The following is a 19600-nucleotide window of genomic DNA, read 5'->3' as shown; positions in this document are numbered from 1 at the left end:
CCGGGAAGCCTGTCGATGAGTTTTCCGGTGCCCGAGGACGGTTCAGAACGCGGTGACCAGGAATCCCACGGTCACCAGCAGCGGTCCGCCGACGGCCGCCGTGATCGCCCACCGGCGGGCCCGCTGGCCGGACAAGCCGGCCGTACCGGTCACCCGGGCGATGCCGGTCGCGCACGCTGCCACCAGGCCGAACCCGAGCAGCCAGCGCAGGTGCAGGGTGCCACCGCGGTCCGCGTACGCCGTGGCGCCCGCCGGCCCGGTCATCCGGGCCGGCACCGCCGTCACGGTCCGCGGACCGGCGGTGTCGAGCCCGCCGAGGCGTACGCCGTGCGCGACGAACCGGCCGTCGGTGGCGACGAAGGTGCCCCGGCACCGCTGGGTCAGCCCGCTGCCGGTGCAGTCGCCCACCACCGTGCCGGTCGTGCCGTGCCCCACGGCCAGCCAGAACGGTTCCGCGCTCACCCAGGCGAAGAAGGCCGCCAGGAGGCTGAGGCCGAGTAGCCCGGCCAGCCCGGGGAGAGGATCCCGCTGCCGGACCACCCGGGGTCGCGTCCGGCGACGGGCGCGGTCCCGGACGGCCGACGCCGCGCGTCCGTCGTCGGTCGACTGCTCGACCCGGATCGGGGTGCCGTCCCAGTGCACCTCCTCGATCGGCAGCCAGAAGTCGCTCCCGTCGGTGCCGCCCCCCTCGTCCGGCGTGTCCGGTCGCGGCCAGCCGAGGTGCTGCCGGATCGGCACCCGGTGCGGCACCGCCCCGACCGGCGCCCCGGTGGTGGGCTCGACCCCGGTCGCCGCCGTCAGCGTCGGCCCGCCGGTCGTCGTCCCGGTTCCGGTGGTCGTGCCGTGCGGCGTGCCGGTCGTTCCCGTTCCGGCGGACGTGCCGTGCGGCCTGCCGGTCGCCGTCCCGGACGCCGTGGTCGTGGTGTGCGGCCCGCCGGTCGTCCCGGTTCCGGTCGCCGTGGCCGCCGGTCTGCCGGCCGGCCTCTCCGACGGTGGCTCCTCCGGAGGGTGCGGCCGGGGCCGTGGGGGCCCGCCGCCCTGACTCCGCCGGTCGTGAGGTTGGCGGCTGCTCCGATCGCCGGCGGCCCGGCCGGCCTCGTGGTCGGCGGGCTCGGCGGTGGCCGGCCCGGGTTCGGGACCGGCGCGGCCCGGAGGTGGTTCCCCGGGCGCGCGGTCGACGCGACCGGGGGGTGGCTGCTCGTGCTCGCGGGCGGCTCCTCTGCCAGTCACGATGTTCATTGGACACCGAGTGGTGGCCGCGAACACGCAGCTCAAGCCGCGTGTCGGCGACAAAGCGGACAGGAAGTGCGGCGCTCGTCCGGCCGGCGTGAACCGGTCGACCGGTCCGGGCCGGCCTATTGGTTCGCGACCGGTTCCCGGTGGTCACTAGGCTTGCTGGTCATGAGTCACGTACTTGCGGCGGTAGCCTGGCCGTACGCCAACGGCCCGCGCCACATCGGCCACGTCTCCGGTTTCGGCGTCCCCTCCGACGTCTTCGCCCGGTACATGCGGATGGCCGGCCACGACGTGCTCATGGTCTCCGGCACCGACGAGCACGGCACCCCGATCCAGGTGCAGGCCGACGCGGAGGGGGTCACCGCCCGTGACCTCGCCGACCGGTACAACCGGGTGATCGTCGAGGACCTGCACGGCCTCGGACTGTCGTACGACCTCTTCACCCGGACCACCACCCGCAACCACTACGCCGTGGTGCAGGAACTCTTCGAGGGGATGCACCGCAACGGGTACATCGTCCCGAAGGTCACCATGGGGGCGATCTCCCCGTCCACGGGGCGTACCCTGCCGGACCGGTACATCGAGGGCACCTGCCCGATCTGCGGGTACGACAGCGCCCGGGGCGACCAGTGCGACAACTGCGGCAACCAGCTCGACCCGGTCGACCTGATCAACCCGAAGTCGAAGATCAACGGCGAGACCCCGCAGTTCGTCGAGACCGAGCACTTCTTCCTCGACCTGCCCGCCCTCGCCGACGTGCTCCGGCAGTGGCTGGACACCCGGGAGGGCTGGCGGCCCAACGTGCTGCGGTTCTCCCGGAACCTCCTCGACGACCTCCAGCCCCGGGCCATCACCCGGGACCTGGAGTGGGGCGTGCCGATCCCGCTCGACGGCTGGCGGGACCGCCCCGACAAGCGCATCTACGTCTGGTTCGACGCGGTCATCGGCTACCTCTCCGCCTCGATCGAGTGGGCCCGCCGCTCCGGCGACCCGGAGGCGTGGCGGAAGTGGTGGTCCACCGACGCCGAGGGGAAGGACGCCCGGGCCTACTACTTCATGGGCAAGGACAACATCGTCTTCCACTCGGTGATCTGGCCGGCGCTGCTCTCCGGCTACTCCGGGGACGGGGCGAAGGACGGCGAACCGGGCGCGTTGGGGCGGCTCAACCTGCCCACCGAGGTCGTCTCCAGCGAGTTCCTGACCATGGAGGGGCGGAAGTTCTCCTCGTCCCGCCGGGTGGTGATCTACGTGCGGGACTTCCTCGAACGGTACGACGCGGACGCGCTGCGCTACTTCATCGCCGTCGCCGGCCCGGAGAGCAACGACACCGACTTCACCTGGGCCGAGTTCCTGCGCCGCAACAACGACGAGCTGGTCGCCGGCTGGGGCAACCTGGTCAACCGGTCCATCTCGATGGCGGCGAAGAACTTCGGCGCCGTCCCGCCGATCGACCCGGCCGGGCTCACCGAGGCCGACGAGGCGCTGCTCGCGGTGGCCCGCGCCGGATTCGACACGGTCGGCGACCTGATCGCCCGGCACCGGCAGAAGCAGGCCATCGGCGAGGCGATGAGAGTGGTCGCCGAGGCCAACCGGTACCTCTCCGACCAGGCCCCGTGGAAGCTCAAGGGGGAGGACGAGAAGCCCCGGATGGGCACCGTCCTGCACGTCGCCCTCCAGGTGGTCAGCGACGCCAACACGCTGCTCACCCCGTTCCTGCCGCACTCCGCGCAGAAGGTGCACGAGCTGCTCGGCGGCACCGGGGTGCACGCGCCGATGCCGTCGATCGTCGAGGTCGAGGACCTCGACGGCGGACCGGGGTACCCGGTGCTGACCGGTGACTACACGCAGGGCACGCGCTGGGCGTCCGTACCGCTGGAGGTGGGCCGGCCGTTGGCCGCGCCGAAGCCGGTCTTCCGCAAGCTCGACCCGTCGATCGTCGACGAGGAACTGGCCCGCCTCGGCGGCTGACCGCCGAACGCCCCCGGGGCCGCTGGCCCCGGGGGCACCCCGACCGCCGGACGCTCCGGTCGAGTGGACGGCCAGGTCAGGCGTGGGCCATGGCCCGCATGCCGATGAACTCGATCATGGCTCGGTTGACCTCGTCGGCGTTGGTCCACGGGATACCGTGCGGCGCGCCGCGCAACGTGATCAGGTTGCTGTCCGGCAGCATCGGCGCCAGCCGCTGGCCGGTGGCCGGGAACGGCAGCACGGCGTCCGCGTCACCCTGCACGATCAGCACCGGTACGTCGATCCGGGGCAGGTCGGCGCGGAAGTCGGTCAGCCAGGCGTCCACACAGTCCAGCGTCCCCTTCGCCGACGCCTGCGCGCCGATGTGCCAGTGCGCCCGGTACGCCTCCTCGCTGACCAGCCGGCCCTTGTTCTGCTTGTAGTTGAAGAAGTTGTCGCAGAAGGTGGTCAGGAAGGCGAACCGGTCGGCCATGATCGCCTGCTTGAAGCCGTCGAAGAGCTTCTGCTCGACGCCCTCGGGGTTGTCCGGCGTCTTCAGCAGGAACGGCGCGAGCGGGGCCAGCAGCACCGCCCGGCTCACCCGCTCCGACCCGTACGCGCCGAGGTAGCGGGTGACCTCGCCGGTGCCCATGGAGTGCCCCACCAGCACCGCGTCCCGCAGGTCGAGCTGGTCCATCAGCATCTTCAGGTCGGCGGCGAACGTGTCGTAGTCGTACCCGAAGGTGGGCTGGCCGGAGTTGCCGAAACCCCGCCGGTCGTACGTGATCACGCGGTGGCCGGCGTTCAGCAGGGCGAGGGTCTGCTTCTCCCAGGTCGCGCCGTTGAACGGGAAGCCGTGGATGAGCACCACCGGTCGCCCGGCGCCGTGGTCCTCGTAGTAGATGTCGATGGGCCCGGAGTTCTCCGAGCCGACGGTGATGAAGGGCATGCGGCCTCCCCGAGACGTGACGCTCTGACGTCGGCGTCTTCCCGTACCGCGCGGGGTTATGCCCGCCCGGTCGGCGCTCCCGCCGAACCGGCCGACGGCCCCGGTCGCCGGCCCCGGCGCGGCGGCCCCGCGCGGCCACCACCGGCTCGCCCCCGAGGCGTTCCTCAGAGCGGATACGGCAGGTCGACGATCCGGTCGTCGGTGACGTCGGTGGCCGGGGCCCAGGTCTCGTAGACGCCCCGCTCGTGGCACTGCGCGCCGGTGGCCGCCACCTCCTCCGGTCCCGGCCGGCACAGTCGTAGCCGCAGCCAGCCCGTCTCCTCCCGCAGCACCACGCAGTCCACGTCGCGCCAGCGGGCGTACCGCAGCCGCCGGGCGACCGACTCCACCGGGTACCGGGCGGTCCGGGTCAGCGCCTGCACCCGGAACCCGCCGGGCAGGTCGGCCACCGCCTCGTACTCGCTGCCGGCGTAACCGCCGACCAGCCGGGTCGACGCGGCCGGCTCGGCGATCGGGACGTACTCCTGTTCGGCGGAGATACCGGGCACCGTGGCGAGCAGGTGCCGCCAGCGCGGCCCGACCATCCGCAGCCAGCCCCGCTGCTCCGCCTGGTACGCGTAGAGCACCACCTCCACCCCCTCCGCCGGATAGGCGACCAGGGTGGCGTTCGCCGGCATCGGCAGGTCGGCGAAGTCGCGGGTGACGAACTCCGGGACCACCTGCGTGCTGCTCGGCGCGAACCCGGTGCCGAGCACCGCCGCGCCGACCCGGTCGCCGGCCGCCAGGTCCACCAGTCCCCGGTGCGCCTCACCCGTGGGCGAGTCGTAGTCGGTGGGGTCGACGGCCCGCCAGCGCAACGCGTACACCACGTCCTGGGCGGGACCGCCGTCGGTGCGCAGCACCGCCAGCGCCGACGGGGTACGCAGGTGCGCCACGTCGTGCTCCCGGTGGCAGAAGCCGTGCGGCAACAGACCCCGTACGTGCCCGGCGAGCTGACGGGCGGAGAGCACCTTGACCATCCGGGTGCCCCGACGCACCACGGCCGAGGCGCGCAACGTGGCGAGCACCGGGTCCCCGGCGGCGGACGGCTGCTGGGTCAGCTCCTGCACCTGCGACCAGGTCCGGTCCCGGTGCAACGGCACCAGCAGGGGCGCGTCCGGCTCCTCGTCCGCCGGCCCCGGTCCGTCGTGCACGGCGGTCACCTCGGTCGCGTGGACGAAGCGTCGCCACGGCAGGGGAGCGCCGGGGCGGGGCGCCCACTCGAAGCCGGGCAGCTCCACCCCGCTGAAGATCTCGTACGCGGCGCCCCGGGCGACCACCTCCGCCGGGTACGCCGTCCCCCGGTACGTCACGCGCGGCCCGACGCGCGGCGGGGCGGCGTCGCCGAGCTGGGTGGGGACACTCACCGGCCGAACGGTAAACGCCCTGGGTACCGCAGGGATGAACAACGGATTGCCGGTCGGGTACGGCGGGCGCGGGTGGTGTGTGATGCTCATCGGCGATGAGTGAGCCGACCGAATCCCGCCGCCAGCGTGCCGCCCGTCGGGCCGGGGAGTTCCCGCCCGCCCCGGAGCGGCTCCCCCACCCCGTCCCGGACAGTCACACCCATCTCGACATCACCGTCAGTGAAGCCGGTGCGCCCGGCGGCCCCGCCGACGACCCGGTCGCGGCGGCGATCGAGGTGGCCGCCGGGGTGGGTGTCGACCGGATGGTCCAGGTCGGCGTGGACGTCGACTCCTCCGGGTGGGGGGCCGACGTCGCCGACCGGTATCCGGCGGTGGTCGCCACCGTCGCCCTGCACCCCAACGAGGCCCCCCGCCTGGCCGACCTGGACGAGGCGTTGCGCCGGATCGAGGCGCTCGCCGCCCGGGACCGGGTGCGCGGCATCGGCGAGACCGGGATGGACTTCTTCCGGACCGGGGAGGAGGGGCGCGCCGCGCAGGAGGAGAGCTTCCGGGCACACGTCGCCATCGCCAAGCGGTACGCCAAACCCCTGGTCATCCACGACCGGGACGCGCACGCCGACGTGCTGCGCGTGCTCGACGACGAGGGCGCCCCGGACACCGTGGTGCTGCACTGCTTCTCCGGCGACGCCGAGTTCGCCGCCGAGTGCGTCCGCCGGGGATACCTGCTCAGCTTCGCCGGCACGGTCACCTTCGCCAGCGCGCAGGCGCTGCGGGAAGCCGCCGCGTCGACCCCGCCGGAGCAGATGCTGGTGGAGACCGACGCGCCGTACCTCACCCCGATGCCGCACCGGGGCCGGCCCAACGCCTCCTACCTGGTGCCGCTGACCGTCCGCGCGCTGGCCGCGACCACCGGCACCGACCTGGCCGAGCTGTGCGCGCACCTGTCGGCGAACGGGGAGCGGGTCTTCGGCCCGTGGCGGTGAGGTCGCGGACCGCCGCAGGCGGCTGGGGTGCCTGCAGGGGTCTAGGATGCCTTGCCCGCCTGGGGTGCCTGCAAGGGCCCCTTGTTCGACAAAAAGCGGTAACAGGGGACCCCTGCTACCACCCCAGCGGCACCCCGGGGGAGGGTGGGTGGTGGGCGACGTAGGGTGTGGGGCCATGGCCGCAGACCTGCTCGGCCCGGCGGAGATCCGGGATCTGGCCGCCCGACTGGGCGTGGCACCGACCAAGAAGCTCGGCCAGAACTTCGTGCACGACCCGAACACGGTGCGCCGGATCGTCGCCGCCGCCGGGCTGACCCCGGACGACGTGGCCCTGGAGGTCGGCCCCGGGCTCGGGTCGCTCACCCTCGGGCTGCTGCCGGCCGCCGCGCACGTGCACGCCGTGGAGATCGATCCGACGCTGGCCGGGGCGCTGCCGGAGACCGCCGCCCGGTTCGCCGGGATGAACGCCGCCCGGCTGACCGTGCACCGCGCCGACGCGCTGCGGGTCACCGCCGCCGAACTGGCCGACCCGGCGCCGACCGCGCTGGTGGCCAACCTGCCCTACAACGTCGCGGTGCCGGTGGTGCTGCACCTCCTCGCGGAGCTGCCCAGCCTCCGTGGCGGTCTGGTGATGGTGCAGAAGGAGGTCGCCGACCGGCTGGTGGCCGGCCCCGGTTCCCGGGTGTACGGCATCCCCTCGGTGAAGCTCGCCTGGTACGCGTCCGCCCGGTCGGCCGGCCGGGTCCCGCCGAACGTGTTCTGGCCGGTCCCGAACGTCGACTCCGGGCTGGTCGCCTTCACCCGGCGCGAGCCGCCCCGGTCCGACGTGTCCCGGACGCGGGTCTTCGCCGTGGTGGACGCGGCGTTCGCGCAGCGTCGCAAGACGTTGCGGGCCGCGCTGGCCGGCTGGGCGCAGGGCGCGGACCGCGCCGAGGCGGCGCTCACCGCGGCCGGCGTGGATCCCGGTGCCCGGGGGGAGCAGTTGGCCGTCGAGCAGTTCGCCGCGATCGCCGCGTCGGCCCCCGCCGGTGCGCCGCCCGCACAGTAGGCTGTCGCGCGAGTCCGCCTCCGCCAGGAGGACTCGGGTACCGACGACCTGGTCGACGGCCGCCACGAGCCGGCCGGGAGACTTCGCCGAGGAGCTGATCGTGGAGAAGCCGTTCGACAACCGCCTGCGCGTCCGGGACGTCACCCGGTGACCGGGGCGTGGCGACCGGACGAGGACGACCAGCAGCGGGGGGCCAGCGGCCCGGTCCGGGTCCGGGTACCCGCCAAAATCAACCTGCATCTCGGGGTCGGCCCGCTCCGCGCCGACGGCTACCACGAGCTGAACACCGTCTACCACGCCATCTCGATCCACGACGAGCTGACCGCCCGTCGGGGGGACACCCTCACCCTCACCATGGAGGGCGAGGGCGCGGGTGAGCTGGCTCTGGACGACTCCAACCTGGTCATCCGGGCGGCTCGGGCGCTGGCCGCGCAGACCGGCCACCCGGCCCACGCCCGACTGCACCTGCGCAAGCAGATCCCGCTCGCGGGCGGGCTGGCCGGGGGGAGCGCCGACGCGGCGGCGACGCTGGTGGCCTGCGACGCGCTCTGGGGTACCGGTCTGTCCCGCGACGACCTCGCCGCGATCGCCGCCGGCCTCGGCTCCGACGTGCCGTTCCTCGTCCATGGCGGCACGGCGCTGGGCACCGGCCGGGGCGAGGCGGTCAGCCCCGTCCTGGTCCGTCCCACCTCCTGGCACTGGGTGGTGGCGATCGCCGACGGCGGCCTCTCCACCCCCGAGGCGTACCGGGAACTCGACCGGCTCCGTGACACCGGCGACGCGCCCGCGCCGATCGGCAGCACCGACGCGCTCCTCGCCGCCCTGCGCCAGCGGGACCCGGCCGTGCTCGCCGCCGTGCTCGGCAACGACCTCCAGGCCGCCGCCCTGTCCATGCGGCCGGCGCTGGCCGCCACGCTCCGGGCCGGGGAGGCGGCCGGCGCGCTCGCCGGCATCGTCTCCGGCTCCGGCCCCACCTGCGTCTTCCTGACCAAGGACGCCGACGACGCGGAACGGGTGGCCGGGAAGTTGACCGCCGCCGGGGTGTGCCGGCAGGCGCGTCCCGCCCACGGCCCGGTCGCCGGCGCCCGTATCTGCTGACGCCACCCGCCACCCCGGCCGGGGCGGAGTCGATCTCCAGTCGGGGCGCGGCGGTCCGGGCGGCTACGCTTGGGGCCTGGCGTCCCGAGGTGCCCCGGCACCGGGGCGCCTTGATCATGGAGGGTGGGGGAGTGGCCAACATCGTCAACCTGGACCGCGTGTCCAAGGGGTACGGCGCAGCCGGGCCACTGCTCACCGACGTCTCGCTCGGGCTCGACGACGCCGACCGGATCGGTGTGGTCGGGCTCAACGGGGCCGGGAAGTCCACCCTGCTGCGGATGCTCACCCGGCAGGAGGAGCCGGACGACGGCCGGGTCACCCACCGGCGCGACCTGCGGGTCGCCTGGCTGCCGCAGACGCTGACGCTGGCCCCGGACGCCACCGTCCGGGACGTGGTCCTCGGCACCGCCTGGCTCGACGAGGGCATGGGAGCCGAGCACGAGTGGGCCGGCGACGCCGGGGTCCGGGCCATCCTCGACGGCCTCGGCATGCCCCACCTCGGCCTCGACCAGCCGGTCGGTCCGATGTCCGGTGGCGAGCGTCGCCGGGTCGCCCTCGCCGCGCTGCTGGTCCGCGAGTCCGACCTGCTCATCCTCGACGAGCCCACGAACCACCTCGACGTCGGTGGCGTGGACTGGCTGGCCCGGCACCTCCTCGGGCGCAAGGGCGCGCTGGTCGTGGTCACCCACGACCGGTGGTTCCTCGACGCGGTCTGCACCACCACCTGGGAGGTCGCCGACCAGACCGTCCGCGCCTACGAGGGCGGCTTCGCCGCCTGGACGCTGGCCCGCGCCGAGCGGGAACGGGTCGCCGCCGCCACCGAGGCCCGCCGGCAGAACCTGCTCCGCAAGGAGATCGCCTGGCTGCGGCGGGGCCCGCCGGCCCGGACCTCCAAGCCCCGGTTCCGAATCGACGCCGCCAACGCGCTCATCGCCGACGTGCCACCGCCGCGCGACACCATGTCGCTGCAACGGCTCGCCACCGCCCGGCTCGGCAAGCAGGTGTACGACCTGGAGCAGGTCACCCTGCACGCCGGCCCGAAGGAGATCCTGCACGACGTCACCTGGCAGGTCGGTCCCGGCGACCGGATCGCCATCCTCGGGGCGAACGGGGCCGGCAAGACCACCCTGCTGCGGATGCTGGCCGGGGTGACCCGCCCGGACGGCGGTCGCCTGGTCACCGGCTCCACGGTCCGGCCGGCGTTCCTCTCCCAGGAACTGGCCGAACTCCCCGGCCATCTACGGGTCCTGGAGGCCGTCGAGGAGGTCGCCCGCCGGGTGCAGCTCGGCGACCGGGAACTCTCCGCCGCCCAGCTCGCCGAGACGTTCGGCTTCGACGACCGGCGGCTCTGGACCCCGGTCGGCGACCTCTCCGGCGGCGAGCGGCGTCGGCTCCAGATGCTCCGACTGCTCGCCGGCGAACCGAACGTGCTCCTCTTCGACGAGCCCACCAACGACCTGGACACCGACACCCTGGCCGCGCTGGAGGACCTGCTCGACTCCTGGCCCGGCACGGTCGTCGTGGCCAGCCACGACCGGTACCTCGTCGAACGCGTCACCGACGTGGTCTACGGGATGTTCGGCGACGGCCACCTGGTGCACCTGCCCGGCGGTGTCGACGAGTATCTTTCCCGGGCCGCCGGACGGATCGCCCCGGCGCCGGCCGCGACCGGCCCCGCGACGCCGGCGGCGTCCGCCACCACCGGCATGTCCGCCGCCGAGGCCCGGCAGGCCCGCAAGGAACTCGCCCGGCTGGAACGGCAGATCGGCAAGCTGGAGCAGAAGGAGACCGCCCTGCTCGACCAGCTCGCCGCGAACGCCACCGACTATGCCCGGGTCGCCGATCTCGACGCCCAGCTCAAGGAGGTACGCGCGGAGCGGGAGCGGACCGAGGAGTCGTGGCTCGCCCTCGCCGAGGAGATCCCGGAGAGCTGACCGCTGTCGGGTCGCCCGCCGTCACAAAGCCGGGGTCCGTTGCGGCGTCACCACACCGTATGCGGGAGAATCATTCGCGAACCCCTCAACCGACCGGCGTTGGAGACTCGACATGGCCCACACCCCCGTCAACCACCCCGCGCGGCCGATCTACCGGGCGATCGGCGGGCTGACCGGTCTGTACCTGGTGGTCTTCGGTGTCATCGGCGTCGTCACCACCATGGGCGACGAGCTCTTCGCCCAGGATGACACCAAGGTCCTCGGCCAGGGGGCGAATCTCGGATTCTCCCTCCTCGCCATCGTGATCGGCGCCGTCGTGCTGGCCGGCACCGCGCTCGGCCGTAACCGCGACGTCGCGATCAACCAGTGGACGGCGTACGGACTGATGGCGCTCAGCCTCTTCGAGCTGGCCTTCCTACAGACCGATGTCAACATCCTCAACTTCAGCATCGCCACCGTGGTCGTGACCATGCTCCTCGGCCTGGTCCTGCTGATGGTCGGCATGTACGGCAAGGTCGGCACCGAGGAGGACCACAAGGCCTGGCAGGACGCCCGGCTGCTGCTCTGAGGCCGATTCCGGCGCCGGTCTCGGCGGTTCGTCGGACACCCTCCCCCGAGCCGGGTGACAATCCGGGAGATTGCTCCCGGATTCGGAGGAGGGTGTCATGCCGCACTTCCCGGTCAACCATCCGGCGCGCCCGCTCTACCGGGCCTTCGCCGGCCTGGTCGGTCTCTACATCCTGGTCTTCGGCGTCTGGGGCGTCGTGCAGACGTGGGGCGAGCCGCTCTTCGACCGGGGCAGCGACTGGGTCCTCGGGCTGCGCACCAACCTGGCCTTCTCGCTGGCCTCGGTGGTCTTCGGCATCGTGCTGCTGATCGGCGCGTCCCGCCGTAGCAACCTCGGCCACTACATGAATCTCACCGCCGGGGTGGTCTTCATGGTCACCGGCGTGCTGATGATGAGCGTGCTCCAGACCGACGCGAACTTCCTGAACTTCTCGATGTCCACGGTCGTCGTCTCGATGATCTTCGGGTTGCTGCTCCTCGCCACCGGTCTCTACGACAAGGTCGGCCCGCCCGAGCACGCCGAGACCGAACGGCGGCAGCGGAGCCACCTCATCACGCGTCCCCGCTGAGCGTCCGTACCGCCGGCACGGCCACGCGGTCCGCCGACGGTGGCGCGAGCCGCCTCACCGGCCGCGGACGGTGATCATCCCCGGCTTCGCCTCCAGATGGGACAGACCGTTCCAGGCCAGGTTGACCAGGTGCGCGGCCACCGTCTCCTTGCGTGGCTTGCGCACCTCCAGCCACCAGCGGCCGGTCAGTGCCACCATGCCCACCAGCGCCTGCGAGTACAGCTCCGCCAGCTTCGGGTCGTACCCCCGGCTCTTGAACTCGGCTCCGAGGATGTGCTCCACCTGGTGCGCGACGTCGTTGAGCACGCTGCTGAAGTTTCCCGTGGCGGAGAGCAGCGGCGACTCCCGGACCAGCACGCGGAAGCCGCTGGCGTCCTCCTCGATGTAACCGAGCAACGCCATCGCGGCCTGCTCCAGCAGCTCACGGGGGTGGCCGGCGGTCAGGGCGGTGGTGATCCGGTCCAGCAGGGCGGTGACCTCCCGGTCCACCACCACCGCGTACAGGCCCTCCTTGCCACCGAAGTGTTCGTAGACCACCGGCTTGGACACCTTCGCGCGGGCCGCCACCTCCTCTATCGAGGTCGCGTCGAAACCGCGTTCGGCGAAGATCTGCCGCGCGATCGAGATGAGCTGCTCCCGGCGCTGGGCCGCGGGCATCCGTACCCGGGACGCCGGTTTCGTGGCGGGTGCCGGGACGGACCGCCGCCGGCCTGTACCACCGTCGCCGTCGGGGACGCTCGCCATGTCATCACCTCGCGGACGCTCGGTGACGCCCTGTCGTGGAACGGAGCCTCCGCTGTGCGTGCTCACGTGCTCGCCTCGCTGGCGCCCGTCCGGATCACGGTCCTGGAAGATCCGACCGTACCCGGACGGGGCCCGTCGGCGGTGCCCCTCGGCCGCCCGAATGTGCCCCCGTTGCCCTCTGTCACCCGGCAATACTGCCAGGCACGGCCAGGTGACACCGCTCGGTTTACCGCCCGGCGGCCGGTTTGCGCGGTTTGGTGATCCCGACCCCTTCCCGGTCCGCCGCGCGGAAAGACGCCCCGGTCGCGAGGGCGTCACGTCGAGCCTCCGGTTCGCCTCACCGAGGGCGGGGCAGGCGGGGCGGTGCCGGGGTTCGGGGAGGCGGCGGGATCGTGGGCGTCGACCGGGTCGCGGGCAGGGCGGCCCGGCGGGAAGATCGGATCCGGGTGGGAATGAGCGATGAGCATCCGCAGCCGGGGCGCTAAGGTGTAGGGAGCGTTGCGCCTGCGGACTTTTGTCTGCTTTAGACCTTCCCGGGTCGTCTAATGGCAGGACGTCAGGTTTTGGTCCTGATTGTAGGGGTTCGAGTCCTCTCCCGGGAGCTTGTACACATGAGTGGTTGATGCGTGGTTAGCATGGCCGCAGACTGTCCGACTGCCGACGGGAGCATTCGTCGTGTCCCAGCCGCACCCCCGCATCGTTGTCGTGCTCGCCGCTGGTGAGGGCAAGCGGATGAAGTCGGCGTTGCCCAAGGTGCTGCACCCGCTGCTGGGTCGTACCCTCCTCGGCCACGTCCTGACCGCCGCCGCGCCGCTGCGCGCGGACCGCACGGTCGTCGTGGTCGGGCACGGCGCGGACCAGGTCCGGGCGCACCTGGCCGACGTCGCCCCGGAGGCGACCCCGGTCCTCCAGGCCCAGCAGCTGGGCACCGGGCACGCCGTGCGCATCGCGCTGGAGGCGGTGCCCGACGCCGCCGGCACCGTGGTCGTCATCAACGGCGACGTGCCGCTGCTCCGGCCGGAGACGGTGGCGGACCTGGTCGGGGCGCACGAGGAGGCGGGCGCGGCGGCGACCGTGCTGGCCGCCGAGGTGCCCGACCCGACCGGCCTCGGACGGATCGTCCGCGACTCCGCCGGCCGCCTGGAGCGGATCGTCGAGGAGCGGGACGCCACCGCCGGGGAGCGGGCCGTCCGGGAGATCAACGCCGGCATCTACGCCTTCGACGTGGTGCGGCTGCGGGACGCGCTCGGCAAGCTCTCCACCGACAACGACCAGGGCGAGGAGTACCTCACCGACGTCTTCGGGCTGTTCGCCTCGGCCGGGGAGCCGGTGGCGGTGCACGTCGCCGCCGACCACACCGAGACCCTGGGCTGCAACGACCGGGTCGAGCTGGCCGGACTGCGTCGGCTGCTGCGGGACCGGGTCAACGAGGACTGGATGCGTACCGGCGTCAGCCTGCTCGACCCGGAGACCACCTGGATCGACGTGACGGTCACCCTGGAACGGGACGCGGTGGTCGACCAGAACACCCAGCTCAAGGGCGCGAGCGTGGTCGGGGCCGGTGCGCTGGTCGGGCCGGACGTCACGCTGGAGGACACCGTGGTCGGCGCGGGCGCGACGGTGGTGCGCAGCCACGCGGTGGGCGCCGAGGTCGGCCCCCGGGCCAGCGTCGGCCCGTACGCGTACCTGCGCCCGGCGGCGAGGCTGGCGGAGAAGGCCAAGGTGGGCACGTTCGTCGAGGTGAAGAACTCCGAGATCGGGGCGGGCTCCAAGGTGCCGCACCTGACCTACGTCGGGGACGCCACCATCGGCGAACAGAGCAACATCGGCGCGGCGACGGTCTTCGTGAACTACGACGGGGTGAACAAGCACCGCACCGTGATCGGCAGCCACGCGCGGACCGGGGCGGACAACATGTTCGTTGCCCCGGTCGAGGTGGGCGACGGCGCGTACACCGCCGCCGGCTCGGTGATCGACAAGGACGTGCCGCCCGGGGCGCTGGGGGTGGCCCGGGCGCGGCAGCGCAACATCGAGGGCTGGGTGGAGATGCGCCGGGGCGGGACGGCCGCCGCAGAAGCCGCACGGCGGGCCACGGAGGGTGCTTCCGGACAGGCGTCGGGGGCGCGCGGGGGTGAGGCAATCCACGGCGGTGCCGAGCCGGTTCGAGCGGCCGCAGGCGAGGTAGATACTGCAACCGAGTAGTCCCGGATCACCACCTACCCACGGGAGCAGACGGGCCATGGGCAGCATCGTCGCCGAAAACCGCAAGAGCATGATGCTCTTCTCCGGACGCGGCTTTCCGGAGTTGGCCAGGGAGATCGGTGAGGTGCTCGGCGTCGCGCCGACTCCCGCCGACGCGTACGAGTTCGCCAACGGCGAGATCTTCGTACGGTACAAGGATTCGGTACGTGGGTCGGACGCGTTCGTCGTGCAGTCCGTGACACACGGCGTCAACACCTGGGTCATGGAGACCCTGATCATGGTCGACGCGCTGAAGCGCGGGTCGGCCAAGCGGATCACCGTCGTGCTGCCGTTCTACCCGTACGCGCGGCAGGACAAGAAGCACCGGGGACGGGAGCCGATCTCGGCCCGGCTGATCGCCGACCTGCTCAAGACGGCGGGGGCCAACCGGATCCTCACCGTCGATCTGCACACCGCGCAGATCCAGGGGTTCTTCGACGGCCCGGTGGACCACCTCTTCGCGATGGACATCCTCGCCGAGTACGTCGAGCGCAAGTACGCGGGTCGGCCGATGACCGTGGTCGCGCCGGACTCCGGTCGGGTGCGCGTGGCGGAGCGGTGGACCGACCGGCTGGGCGGCTGCCCGCTGGCCTTCATCCACAAGACCCGGGATCCGCTGAAGCCGAACCAGGTGGTGGCGAACCGGGTGGTCGGTGACGTCGAGGGTCGGGTCTGCCTGATCGTCGACGACATGATCGACACCGGTGGCACGATCGCCAAGGCGGCCGACATCCTCCAGGAGTCGGGCGCGGCGGACGTCATCGTCGCCTCCACGCACGCCCTGCTCTCCGACCCGGCCACCGAGCGACTGAAGAACAGCCCGATCAGCGAGGTGGTGGTGACCAACACGCTGCCGCTGCCGCCGGAGAAGCAGCTCGACAAGATCACCGTTCTGTCGATCGCGCCGCTGCTGGCCCGGGCGATCCGGGAGGTCTTCGACGACGGGTCGGTGACCACCCTCTTCGGCGGGCTGAGCTGACGTCGCGGCGGCGGAGCACGGGGCTCCGCCGCCGGTGCGGCCCACGTCGCGTCGCTGTTCCCCGCCGGCCGGAGGCCGGCGGGGCGGTGATGTGCGGGGACTGGTGCAGGGCGCGGAATGCGCTCGGGTAGACTAGTGCGGTTGCCACGGCGAGGGTGCCCTGCGGGCCGCTGAGAAGCACCGCACGGAGGCACCGTCATCGACGCGGTGCTCCGGGCAGTCGTTTCGACTCATGCGCCCCAGCGAGCCCCTCGCCCCAGCACCGCCAGACGACTAAAAGCCGCCGCAGCGAACGCATTCAGGAGTTTCCCCGTGTCCGAGGTAAAGATCAGCGCCGAGCCCCGTACCGAGTTCGGCAAGGGTGGTGCCCGTCGTACCCGCCGGGCCGGCAAGGTGCCCGCCGTGCTGTACGGCCACGGCGAGAAGCCCAAGCACATCGCGCTCCCGGCTCGCGAGTTCGCCGCGGCGATCCGCAAGGGTGGCGCGAACCAGCTCTTCGCCATCGAGGTCAGCGACGGCACCCAGGTGCTCGCCCTGCCGAAGGCGATCCAGCGTGACCCGATCAAGGACACCTTCGAGCACGTCGACCTGCTGCTGGTCCGTCGGGGCGAGAAGGTCACCGTCGAGGTGCCGGTGCAGCTGACCGGTGAGGCGGCGCGCGACACCCTGATCGTGCACGACCACGACACCCTCACCGTGACCGCCGAGGCCACCAAGGTCCCGGACCACCTGGAGGCCTCGATCGAGGGCCTGGAGGCCGGTAACCAGGTCACCGCCGCCGACGTCGAGCTGCCGGCCGGTGTCGAGCTGGCCGCCGACCCGGAGCTGCCGGTCGCCGCGGTGACCGCCGCGCCGACCGCCGAGCAGCTCGAGGCGACCCTGCCCGAGGTCGAGACGGCGGCCGAGGAGGCCGAGGTCGTCGAGGGCGAGGCCGCCGAGGGTGCCGAGGCCCCGGCCGCCGAGGGCGAGGAGACCCCGGCCGAGGCGCGCACCGAGGCCTGATCGAAGCCGTGCGACAGGCGTCCCCGATCGCTTCGGGGGCGCCTGTCTGCGTATCACGGCCAGCGGAACCGCCGGACGGGGAACGTGGGTGTGGCTGTCGCGACGGAAAGGGCGGAACGTGACGGACGAGGACCGGCCGTGGCTGGTGGTCGGCCTGGGTAACCCGGGCCGGGAGTACGCCGGTCACCGGCACAACGTCGGTTTCATGGTGGCCGACCTGCTCGCCGGCCGGGTGGGCGGGAAGTTCGGGCGGCACCGCCGGGCGGTGGCCGAGGTCGCCGAGGGGCGGCTCGGGTTCGGCGGGCCGCGGCTCGTGCTGGCGAAGCCGTTGACGTACATGAACCTCTCCGGTGGCCCGGTCGCCGCGCTGACCCAGTTCTACAAGATCCCCCCGGGGCAGGTCGTCGCCGTGCACGACGAGCTGGACATCGGCTACGGCCAGCTGCGGGTGAAGTGCGGTGGCGGCGAAGGCGGCCACAACGGCCTGCGCTCGATGACGAAGTCGCTGGGCACCAAGGACTACGTCCGGGTGCGCTTCGGCATCGGCCGCCCACCGGGGCGGCAGGACCCGGCCGACTACGTCCTGTCCGACTTCTCCGGCGTCGAGCGCAAGGAGCTGGAGTTCCTGGTCGACCGGGCGGCGGACGCGGTGGAGTCGGTCATCACCCGGGGCGTCGAGTGGACCCAGAACGCCTACCACGGCGGCTGAGGGCGGGGCGTGCCGGTGAGCGTGCCGACGGCCGGTAGTCTGCGGCTTTGGTGTGGCCCGAACGGGAGTGTGGCATGAGTCCTCCGATGATCGACGGTGCGTTCGCCCGCTGGTTGGCGGCACGAGCCGGGCAGGCTCTGCTGGACCTCCGGGGCGAGATGGGCTTCACCGACCAGGGAGCGTTGAAGGCGGCCGGGGACAAGGTCTCGCACGACCTGATCCGTACCGAACTGGCCCGCTGGCGCCCGGCGGACGCGGTGCTCTCCGAGGAGGACGAGGGTTCCCGGATGGCCTGGGCGGCCGAGGTGAACACGGAGGTGGTCTCCCGGCTGACCGCCGACCGGGTGTGGATCGTCGACCCGTTGGACGGGACCCGGGAGTTCTCCGAGGAGGGGCGTTCGGACTGGGCGGTGCACGTGGCGCTCTGGGCGCGGAACGGCTCCACCCCGCACAAGCTGGTCGGTGGGGCGGTGGCGCTGCCGGCGCAGCACCGGGTGCTCGGCACCGACCAACCGCCGGCGTACCCGCCGATGACGGTGGAGGCGGCGACCGCGCGGGGCCGGACGATCCGGCTGGCGGCGAGCCGGAGCCGTCCACCGGTCTTCCTGACCGACCTGGCCGAGGACGTCGGTGCGGAGTTGGTGCCGATGGGGTCGGCGGGGGCGAAGATCGCGGCGGTGGTGACCGGTGAGGTGGACGCGTACATCCACGCCGGGGGGCAGTACGAGTGGGACTCGGCCGCCCCGGTCGCTGTGGCGACGGCCACCGGGCTCCACGCTTCCCGGATTGACGGATCTGCGCTGAAATACAACGAGGCGGATCCGCGCCTGCCCGACCTGCTGGTCTGTCGCAAGGATCTCGCCAGCCGGTTGCTTGCAGCGCTGCAGAGGCATTCCGGGGTAGCCTGACCCCCACTTCCTGACGTGTCCGACCGGAAAGGTCTGGAATCCATGTACCGATCCGCACGAATCGAGCCCGCGCCATGACCGCCCCAGCGGCCTACCGCGTCTCCCACCTGGATGCGTTGGAGGCGGAGAGCATCTTCGTGATGCGTGAGGTGGTGGCGGAGATGGAGCGGCCGGTGCTGCTCTTCTCCGGGGGTAAGGACTCGATCGTGATGTTGCGGTTGGCGGAGAAGGCGTTTGCTCCGGCGAGCATTCCGTTTCCGGTGATGCATGTCGACACCGGGCACAACTTCCCGGAGGTGCTGGAGTACCGCGACCAGCGGGTCGCCGAGCTGGGTCTCCACCTGATCGTGGCCAGCGTCCCCGAGGCGCTGGAGCGCGGTCTGGTGCGGGAGAGCCCGGACGGGCTGCGCAACCGGATCCAGACGCCGGTGCTGCTGGACGCGGTGGAGAAGCATCGGTTTGATGCGTTGTTTGGTGGGGCGCGTCGGGATGAGGAGAAGGCTCGGGCGAAGGAGCGGGTGTTCTCGTTCCGGGATGAGTTCGGGCAGTGGGATCCGAAGAATCAGCGTCCGGAGTTGTGGTCGTTGTACAACGGTCGGCATCATCCGGGTGAGTCGATTCGGGTGTTTCCGTTGTCGAACTGGACCGAGTTGGATGTGTGGCACTACATTGCTCGGGAGCGGATCGCGCTGCCGTCGATCTACTTCGCCCACGAGCGCGAGGTCGTCGACCGGGACGGCATGCTCTACGCGGTCAACGAGTTCATCCGGCCCAAGTCCGGGGAGGAGCGCCTGAAGGCGCGCGTCCGCTACCGCACCGTGGGTGACGCCTCGTGCACGGCCGCCGTCCGTTCGGATGCGGACACGGTGGAGAAGGTGATCGAGGAGGTCGGGGCGACTCGGATCACGGAGCGGGGTGCGACCCGGGGGGATGACCGGGTGAGCGAGGCCGCGATGGAGGACCGCAAGCGGGAGGGCTACTTCTGATGAGCGCCGAGACGATCGCCCCGGAGACGTCGGCCCGTCCGATGGACCTGCTCCGCTTCGCCACCGCCGGAAGCGTCGACGACGGCAAGTCGACCCTCATCGGGCGTCTTCTGTATGACACGAAGTCGTTGTTCACGGATCAGTTGGAGGCGGTCGAGGCTGTTTCCGCTGCTCGTGGTGACGAGTACACGAACCTGGCGTTGTTGACCGACGGGTTGCGGGCGGAGCGGGAGCAGGGCATCACGATCGATGTCGCCTACCGGTACTTCGCGACCCCTCGGCGGAAGTTCATCA

19 protein-coding genes and 1 tRNA gene are annotated in these 19600 nt (G+C 72.3%); 16 read left to right on the top strand and 4 right to left on the bottom strand.

The genetic code is table 11. The features are described from left to right. Positions 1 to 42 precede the first annotated feature (42 nt). Complete coding sequence (locus tag QSK20_RS31120; RefSeq protein ID WP_285792192.1) at positions 43 to 738, bottom strand: hypothetical protein; 696 nt, start codon at positions 736 to 738, stop codon at positions 43 to 45. Positions 739 to 769: 31 nt separating this feature from the next. Between QSK20_RS31120 and QSK20_RS31115 the strand changes: the two genes are divergently transcribed. Both QSK20_RS31115 and metG read left to right on the top strand, forming a co-directional pair. Next, a complete protein-coding gene (locus tag QSK20_RS31115) occupies positions 770 to 1042 on the top strand; it encodes a hypothetical protein (protein ID WP_285792191.1) in 273 nt (90 codons plus the stop codon). Positions 1043 to 1401: 359 nt separating this feature from the next. Next, complete coding sequence (gene metG, locus QSK20_RS31110) at positions 1402 to 3204, top strand: methionine--tRNA ligase (protein ID WP_285792190.1); 1803 nt, start codon at positions 1402 to 1404, stop codon at positions 3202 to 3204. Positions 3205 to 3280: 76 nt separating this feature from the next. On the opposite strand, the gene QSK20_RS31105 is transcribed toward metG, so the two are convergent. After that, complete coding sequence (locus tag QSK20_RS31105) at positions 3281 to 4132, bottom strand: alpha/beta fold hydrolase (RefSeq protein ID WP_285792189.1); 852 nt, start codon at positions 4130 to 4132, stop codon at positions 3281 to 3283. Positions 4133 to 4296: 164 nt separating this feature from the next. After that, a complete protein-coding gene (locus QSK20_RS31100; RefSeq protein WP_285792188.1) occupies positions 4297 to 5538 on the bottom strand; it encodes a hypothetical protein in 1242 nt (413 codons plus the stop codon). Between the two features lie 95 nt (positions 5539 to 5633). Between QSK20_RS31100 and QSK20_RS31095 the strand changes: the two genes are divergently transcribed. From QSK20_RS31095 to QSK20_RS31070, 6 genes are all read left to right on the top strand, one after another. Continuing rightward, entirely contained in the window at positions 5634 to 6521 is an 888-nt protein-coding gene (locus QSK20_RS31095) for a TatD family hydrolase (RefSeq protein WP_285792187.1), read from the top strand. A 175-nt stretch (positions 6522 to 6696) separates the two neighbouring features. Continuing rightward, a complete protein-coding gene (rsmA, locus tag QSK20_RS31090; protein WP_285792186.1) occupies positions 6697 to 7569 on the top strand; it encodes a 16S rRNA (adenine(1518)-N(6)/adenine(1519)-N(6))-dimethyltransferase RsmA in 873 nt (290 codons plus the stop codon). A gap of 147 nt (positions 7570 to 7716) precedes the next feature. Further along, the gene (locus QSK20_RS31085; protein ID WP_285792185.1) at positions 7717 to 8667 is read left to right on the top strand and encodes a 4-(cytidine 5'-diphospho)-2-C-methyl-D-erythritol kinase; all 951 of its coding nucleotides are present in this window, start codon (positions 7717 to 7719) and stop codon (positions 8665 to 8667) included. A 131-nt stretch (positions 8668 to 8798) separates the two neighbouring features. Then, the gene (locus QSK20_RS31080) at positions 8799 to 10601 is read left to right on the top strand and encodes an ABC-F family ATP-binding cassette domain-containing protein (RefSeq protein WP_285792184.1); all 1803 of its coding nucleotides are present in this window, start codon (positions 8799 to 8801) and stop codon (positions 10599 to 10601) included. Between the two features lie 112 nt (positions 10602 to 10713). Beyond that, on the top strand, positions 10714 to 11169 hold the full coding sequence (locus QSK20_RS31075) for a DUF4383 domain-containing protein (RefSeq protein WP_285792183.1): 456 nt from the start codon (positions 10714 to 10716) through the stop codon (positions 11167 to 11169). A gap of 97 nt (positions 11170 to 11266) precedes the next feature. Continuing rightward, positions 11267 to 11737 carry a DUF4383 domain-containing protein gene (locus QSK20_RS31070; protein ID WP_285792182.1) on the top strand — a complete coding sequence of 157 codons (471 nt, stop codon included), beginning with the start codon at positions 11267 to 11269 and terminating at the stop codon, positions 11735 to 11737. Between the two features lie 54 nt (positions 11738 to 11791). Here QSK20_RS31070 and QSK20_RS31065 read toward each other — a convergent pair whose 3' ends face one another. Beyond that, positions 11792 to 12481, bottom strand: coding sequence for a TetR/AcrR family transcriptional regulator (locus QSK20_RS31065; protein ID WP_285792181.1), 690 nt, complete (start codon positions 12479 to 12481; stop codon positions 11792 to 11794). Between the two features lie 531 nt (positions 12482 to 13012). On the opposite strand from QSK20_RS31065, the gene QSK20_RS31060 reads away from it, so the two are divergent. The 8 genes from QSK20_RS31060 to QSK20_RS31025 all read left to right on the top strand — a co-directional run. Beyond that, positions 13013 to 13083: transfer RNA gene (locus QSK20_RS31060), tRNA-Gln, on the top strand. Positions 13084 to 13156: 73 nt separating this feature from the next. Beyond that, a complete protein-coding gene (glmU, locus tag QSK20_RS31055; protein ID WP_285792180.1) occupies positions 13157 to 14683 on the top strand; it encodes a bifunctional UDP-N-acetylglucosamine diphosphorylase/glucosamine-1-phosphate N-acetyltransferase GlmU in 1527 nt (508 codons plus the stop codon). Between the two features lie 37 nt (positions 14684 to 14720). Continuing rightward, positions 14721 to 15701 carry a ribose-phosphate diphosphokinase gene (locus QSK20_RS31050; RefSeq protein ID WP_088980780.1) on the top strand — a complete coding sequence of 327 codons (981 nt, stop codon included), beginning with the start codon at positions 14721 to 14723 and terminating at the stop codon, positions 15699 to 15701. A 312-nt stretch (positions 15702 to 16013) separates the two neighbouring features. After that, on the top strand, positions 16014 to 16703 hold the full coding sequence (locus tag QSK20_RS31045; RefSeq protein ID WP_285792179.1) for a 50S ribosomal protein L25/general stress protein Ctc: 690 nt from the start codon (positions 16014 to 16016) through the stop codon (positions 16701 to 16703). Between the two features lie 118 nt (positions 16704 to 16821). After that, positions 16822 to 17412 carry an aminoacyl-tRNA hydrolase gene (gene pth / locus QSK20_RS31040; protein WP_285792178.1) on the top strand — a complete coding sequence of 197 codons (591 nt, stop codon included), beginning with the start codon at positions 16822 to 16824 and terminating at the stop codon, positions 17410 to 17412. Between the two features lie 86 nt (positions 17413 to 17498). Continuing rightward, complete coding sequence (locus QSK20_RS31035; protein WP_285792211.1) at positions 17499 to 18320, top strand: inositol monophosphatase family protein; 822 nt, start codon at positions 17499 to 17501, stop codon at positions 18318 to 18320. Between the two features lie 74 nt (positions 18321 to 18394). Continuing rightward, positions 18395 to 19306, top strand: a complete 912-nt coding sequence (cysD, locus tag QSK20_RS31030; protein WP_285792177.1) for a sulfate adenylyltransferase subunit CysD — start codon at positions 18395 to 18397, stop codon at positions 19304 to 19306. After that, positions 19306 to 19600: GTP-binding protein (locus QSK20_RS31025; RefSeq protein ID WP_285792176.1), on the top strand; the 295-nt coding region annotated here is incomplete at its 3' end. The genes cysD and QSK20_RS31025, both read left to right, overlap by 1 nt.

It is taken from the genome of Micromonospora sp. NBRC 101691, from assembly GCF_030269285.1.
Taxonomy (GTDB): Bacteria; Actinomycetota; Actinomycetes; order Mycobacteriales; family Micromonosporaceae; genus Micromonospora; species Micromonospora echinospora.
The sequence above is the reverse complement of the archived record's forward strand: the minus strand, read 5'-3'. Positions and strand labels throughout refer to the sequence as shown.

Bases quoted from the DNA above. Each gene is read 5' to 3' on its own strand.
- metG (WP_285792190.1), top strand. From the start codon at position 1,402: ATGAGTCACGTACTTGCGGCGGTAGCCTGGCCGTACGCCAACGGCCCG.
- QSK20_RS31105 (WP_285792189.1), bottom strand. From the start codon at position 4,132: ATGCCCTTCATCACCGTCGGCTCGGAGAACTCCGGGCCCATCGACATC.
- QSK20_RS31095 (WP_285792187.1), top strand. From the start codon at position 5,634: ATGAGTGAGCCGACCGAATCCCGCCGCCAGCGTGCCGCCCGTCGGGCC.
- rsmA (WP_285792186.1), top strand. From the start codon at position 6,697: ATGGCCGCAGACCTGCTCGGCCCGGCGGAGATCCGGGATCTGGCCGCC.
- QSK20_RS31075 (WP_285792183.1), top strand. From the start codon at position 10,714: ATGGCCCACACCCCCGTCAACCACCCCGCGCGGCCGATCTACCGGGCG.
- QSK20_RS31070 (WP_285792182.1), top strand. From the start codon at position 11,267: ATGCCGCACTTCCCGGTCAACCATCCGGCGCGCCCGCTCTACCGGGCC.
- QSK20_RS31065 (WP_285792181.1), bottom strand. From the start codon at position 12,481: ATGGCGAGCGTCCCCGACGGCGACGGTGGTACAGGCCGGCGGCGGTCC.
- QSK20_RS31050 (WP_088980780.1), top strand. From the start codon at position 14,721: ATGGGCAGCATCGTCGCCGAAAACCGCAAGAGCATGATGCTCTTCTCC.
- QSK20_RS31035 (WP_285792211.1), top strand. From the start codon at position 17,499: ATGATCGACGGTGCGTTCGCCCGCTGGTTGGCGGCACGAGCCGGGCAG.
- cysD (WP_285792177.1), top strand. From the start codon at position 18,395: ATGACCGCCCCAGCGGCCTACCGCGTCTCCCACCTGGATGCGTTGGAG.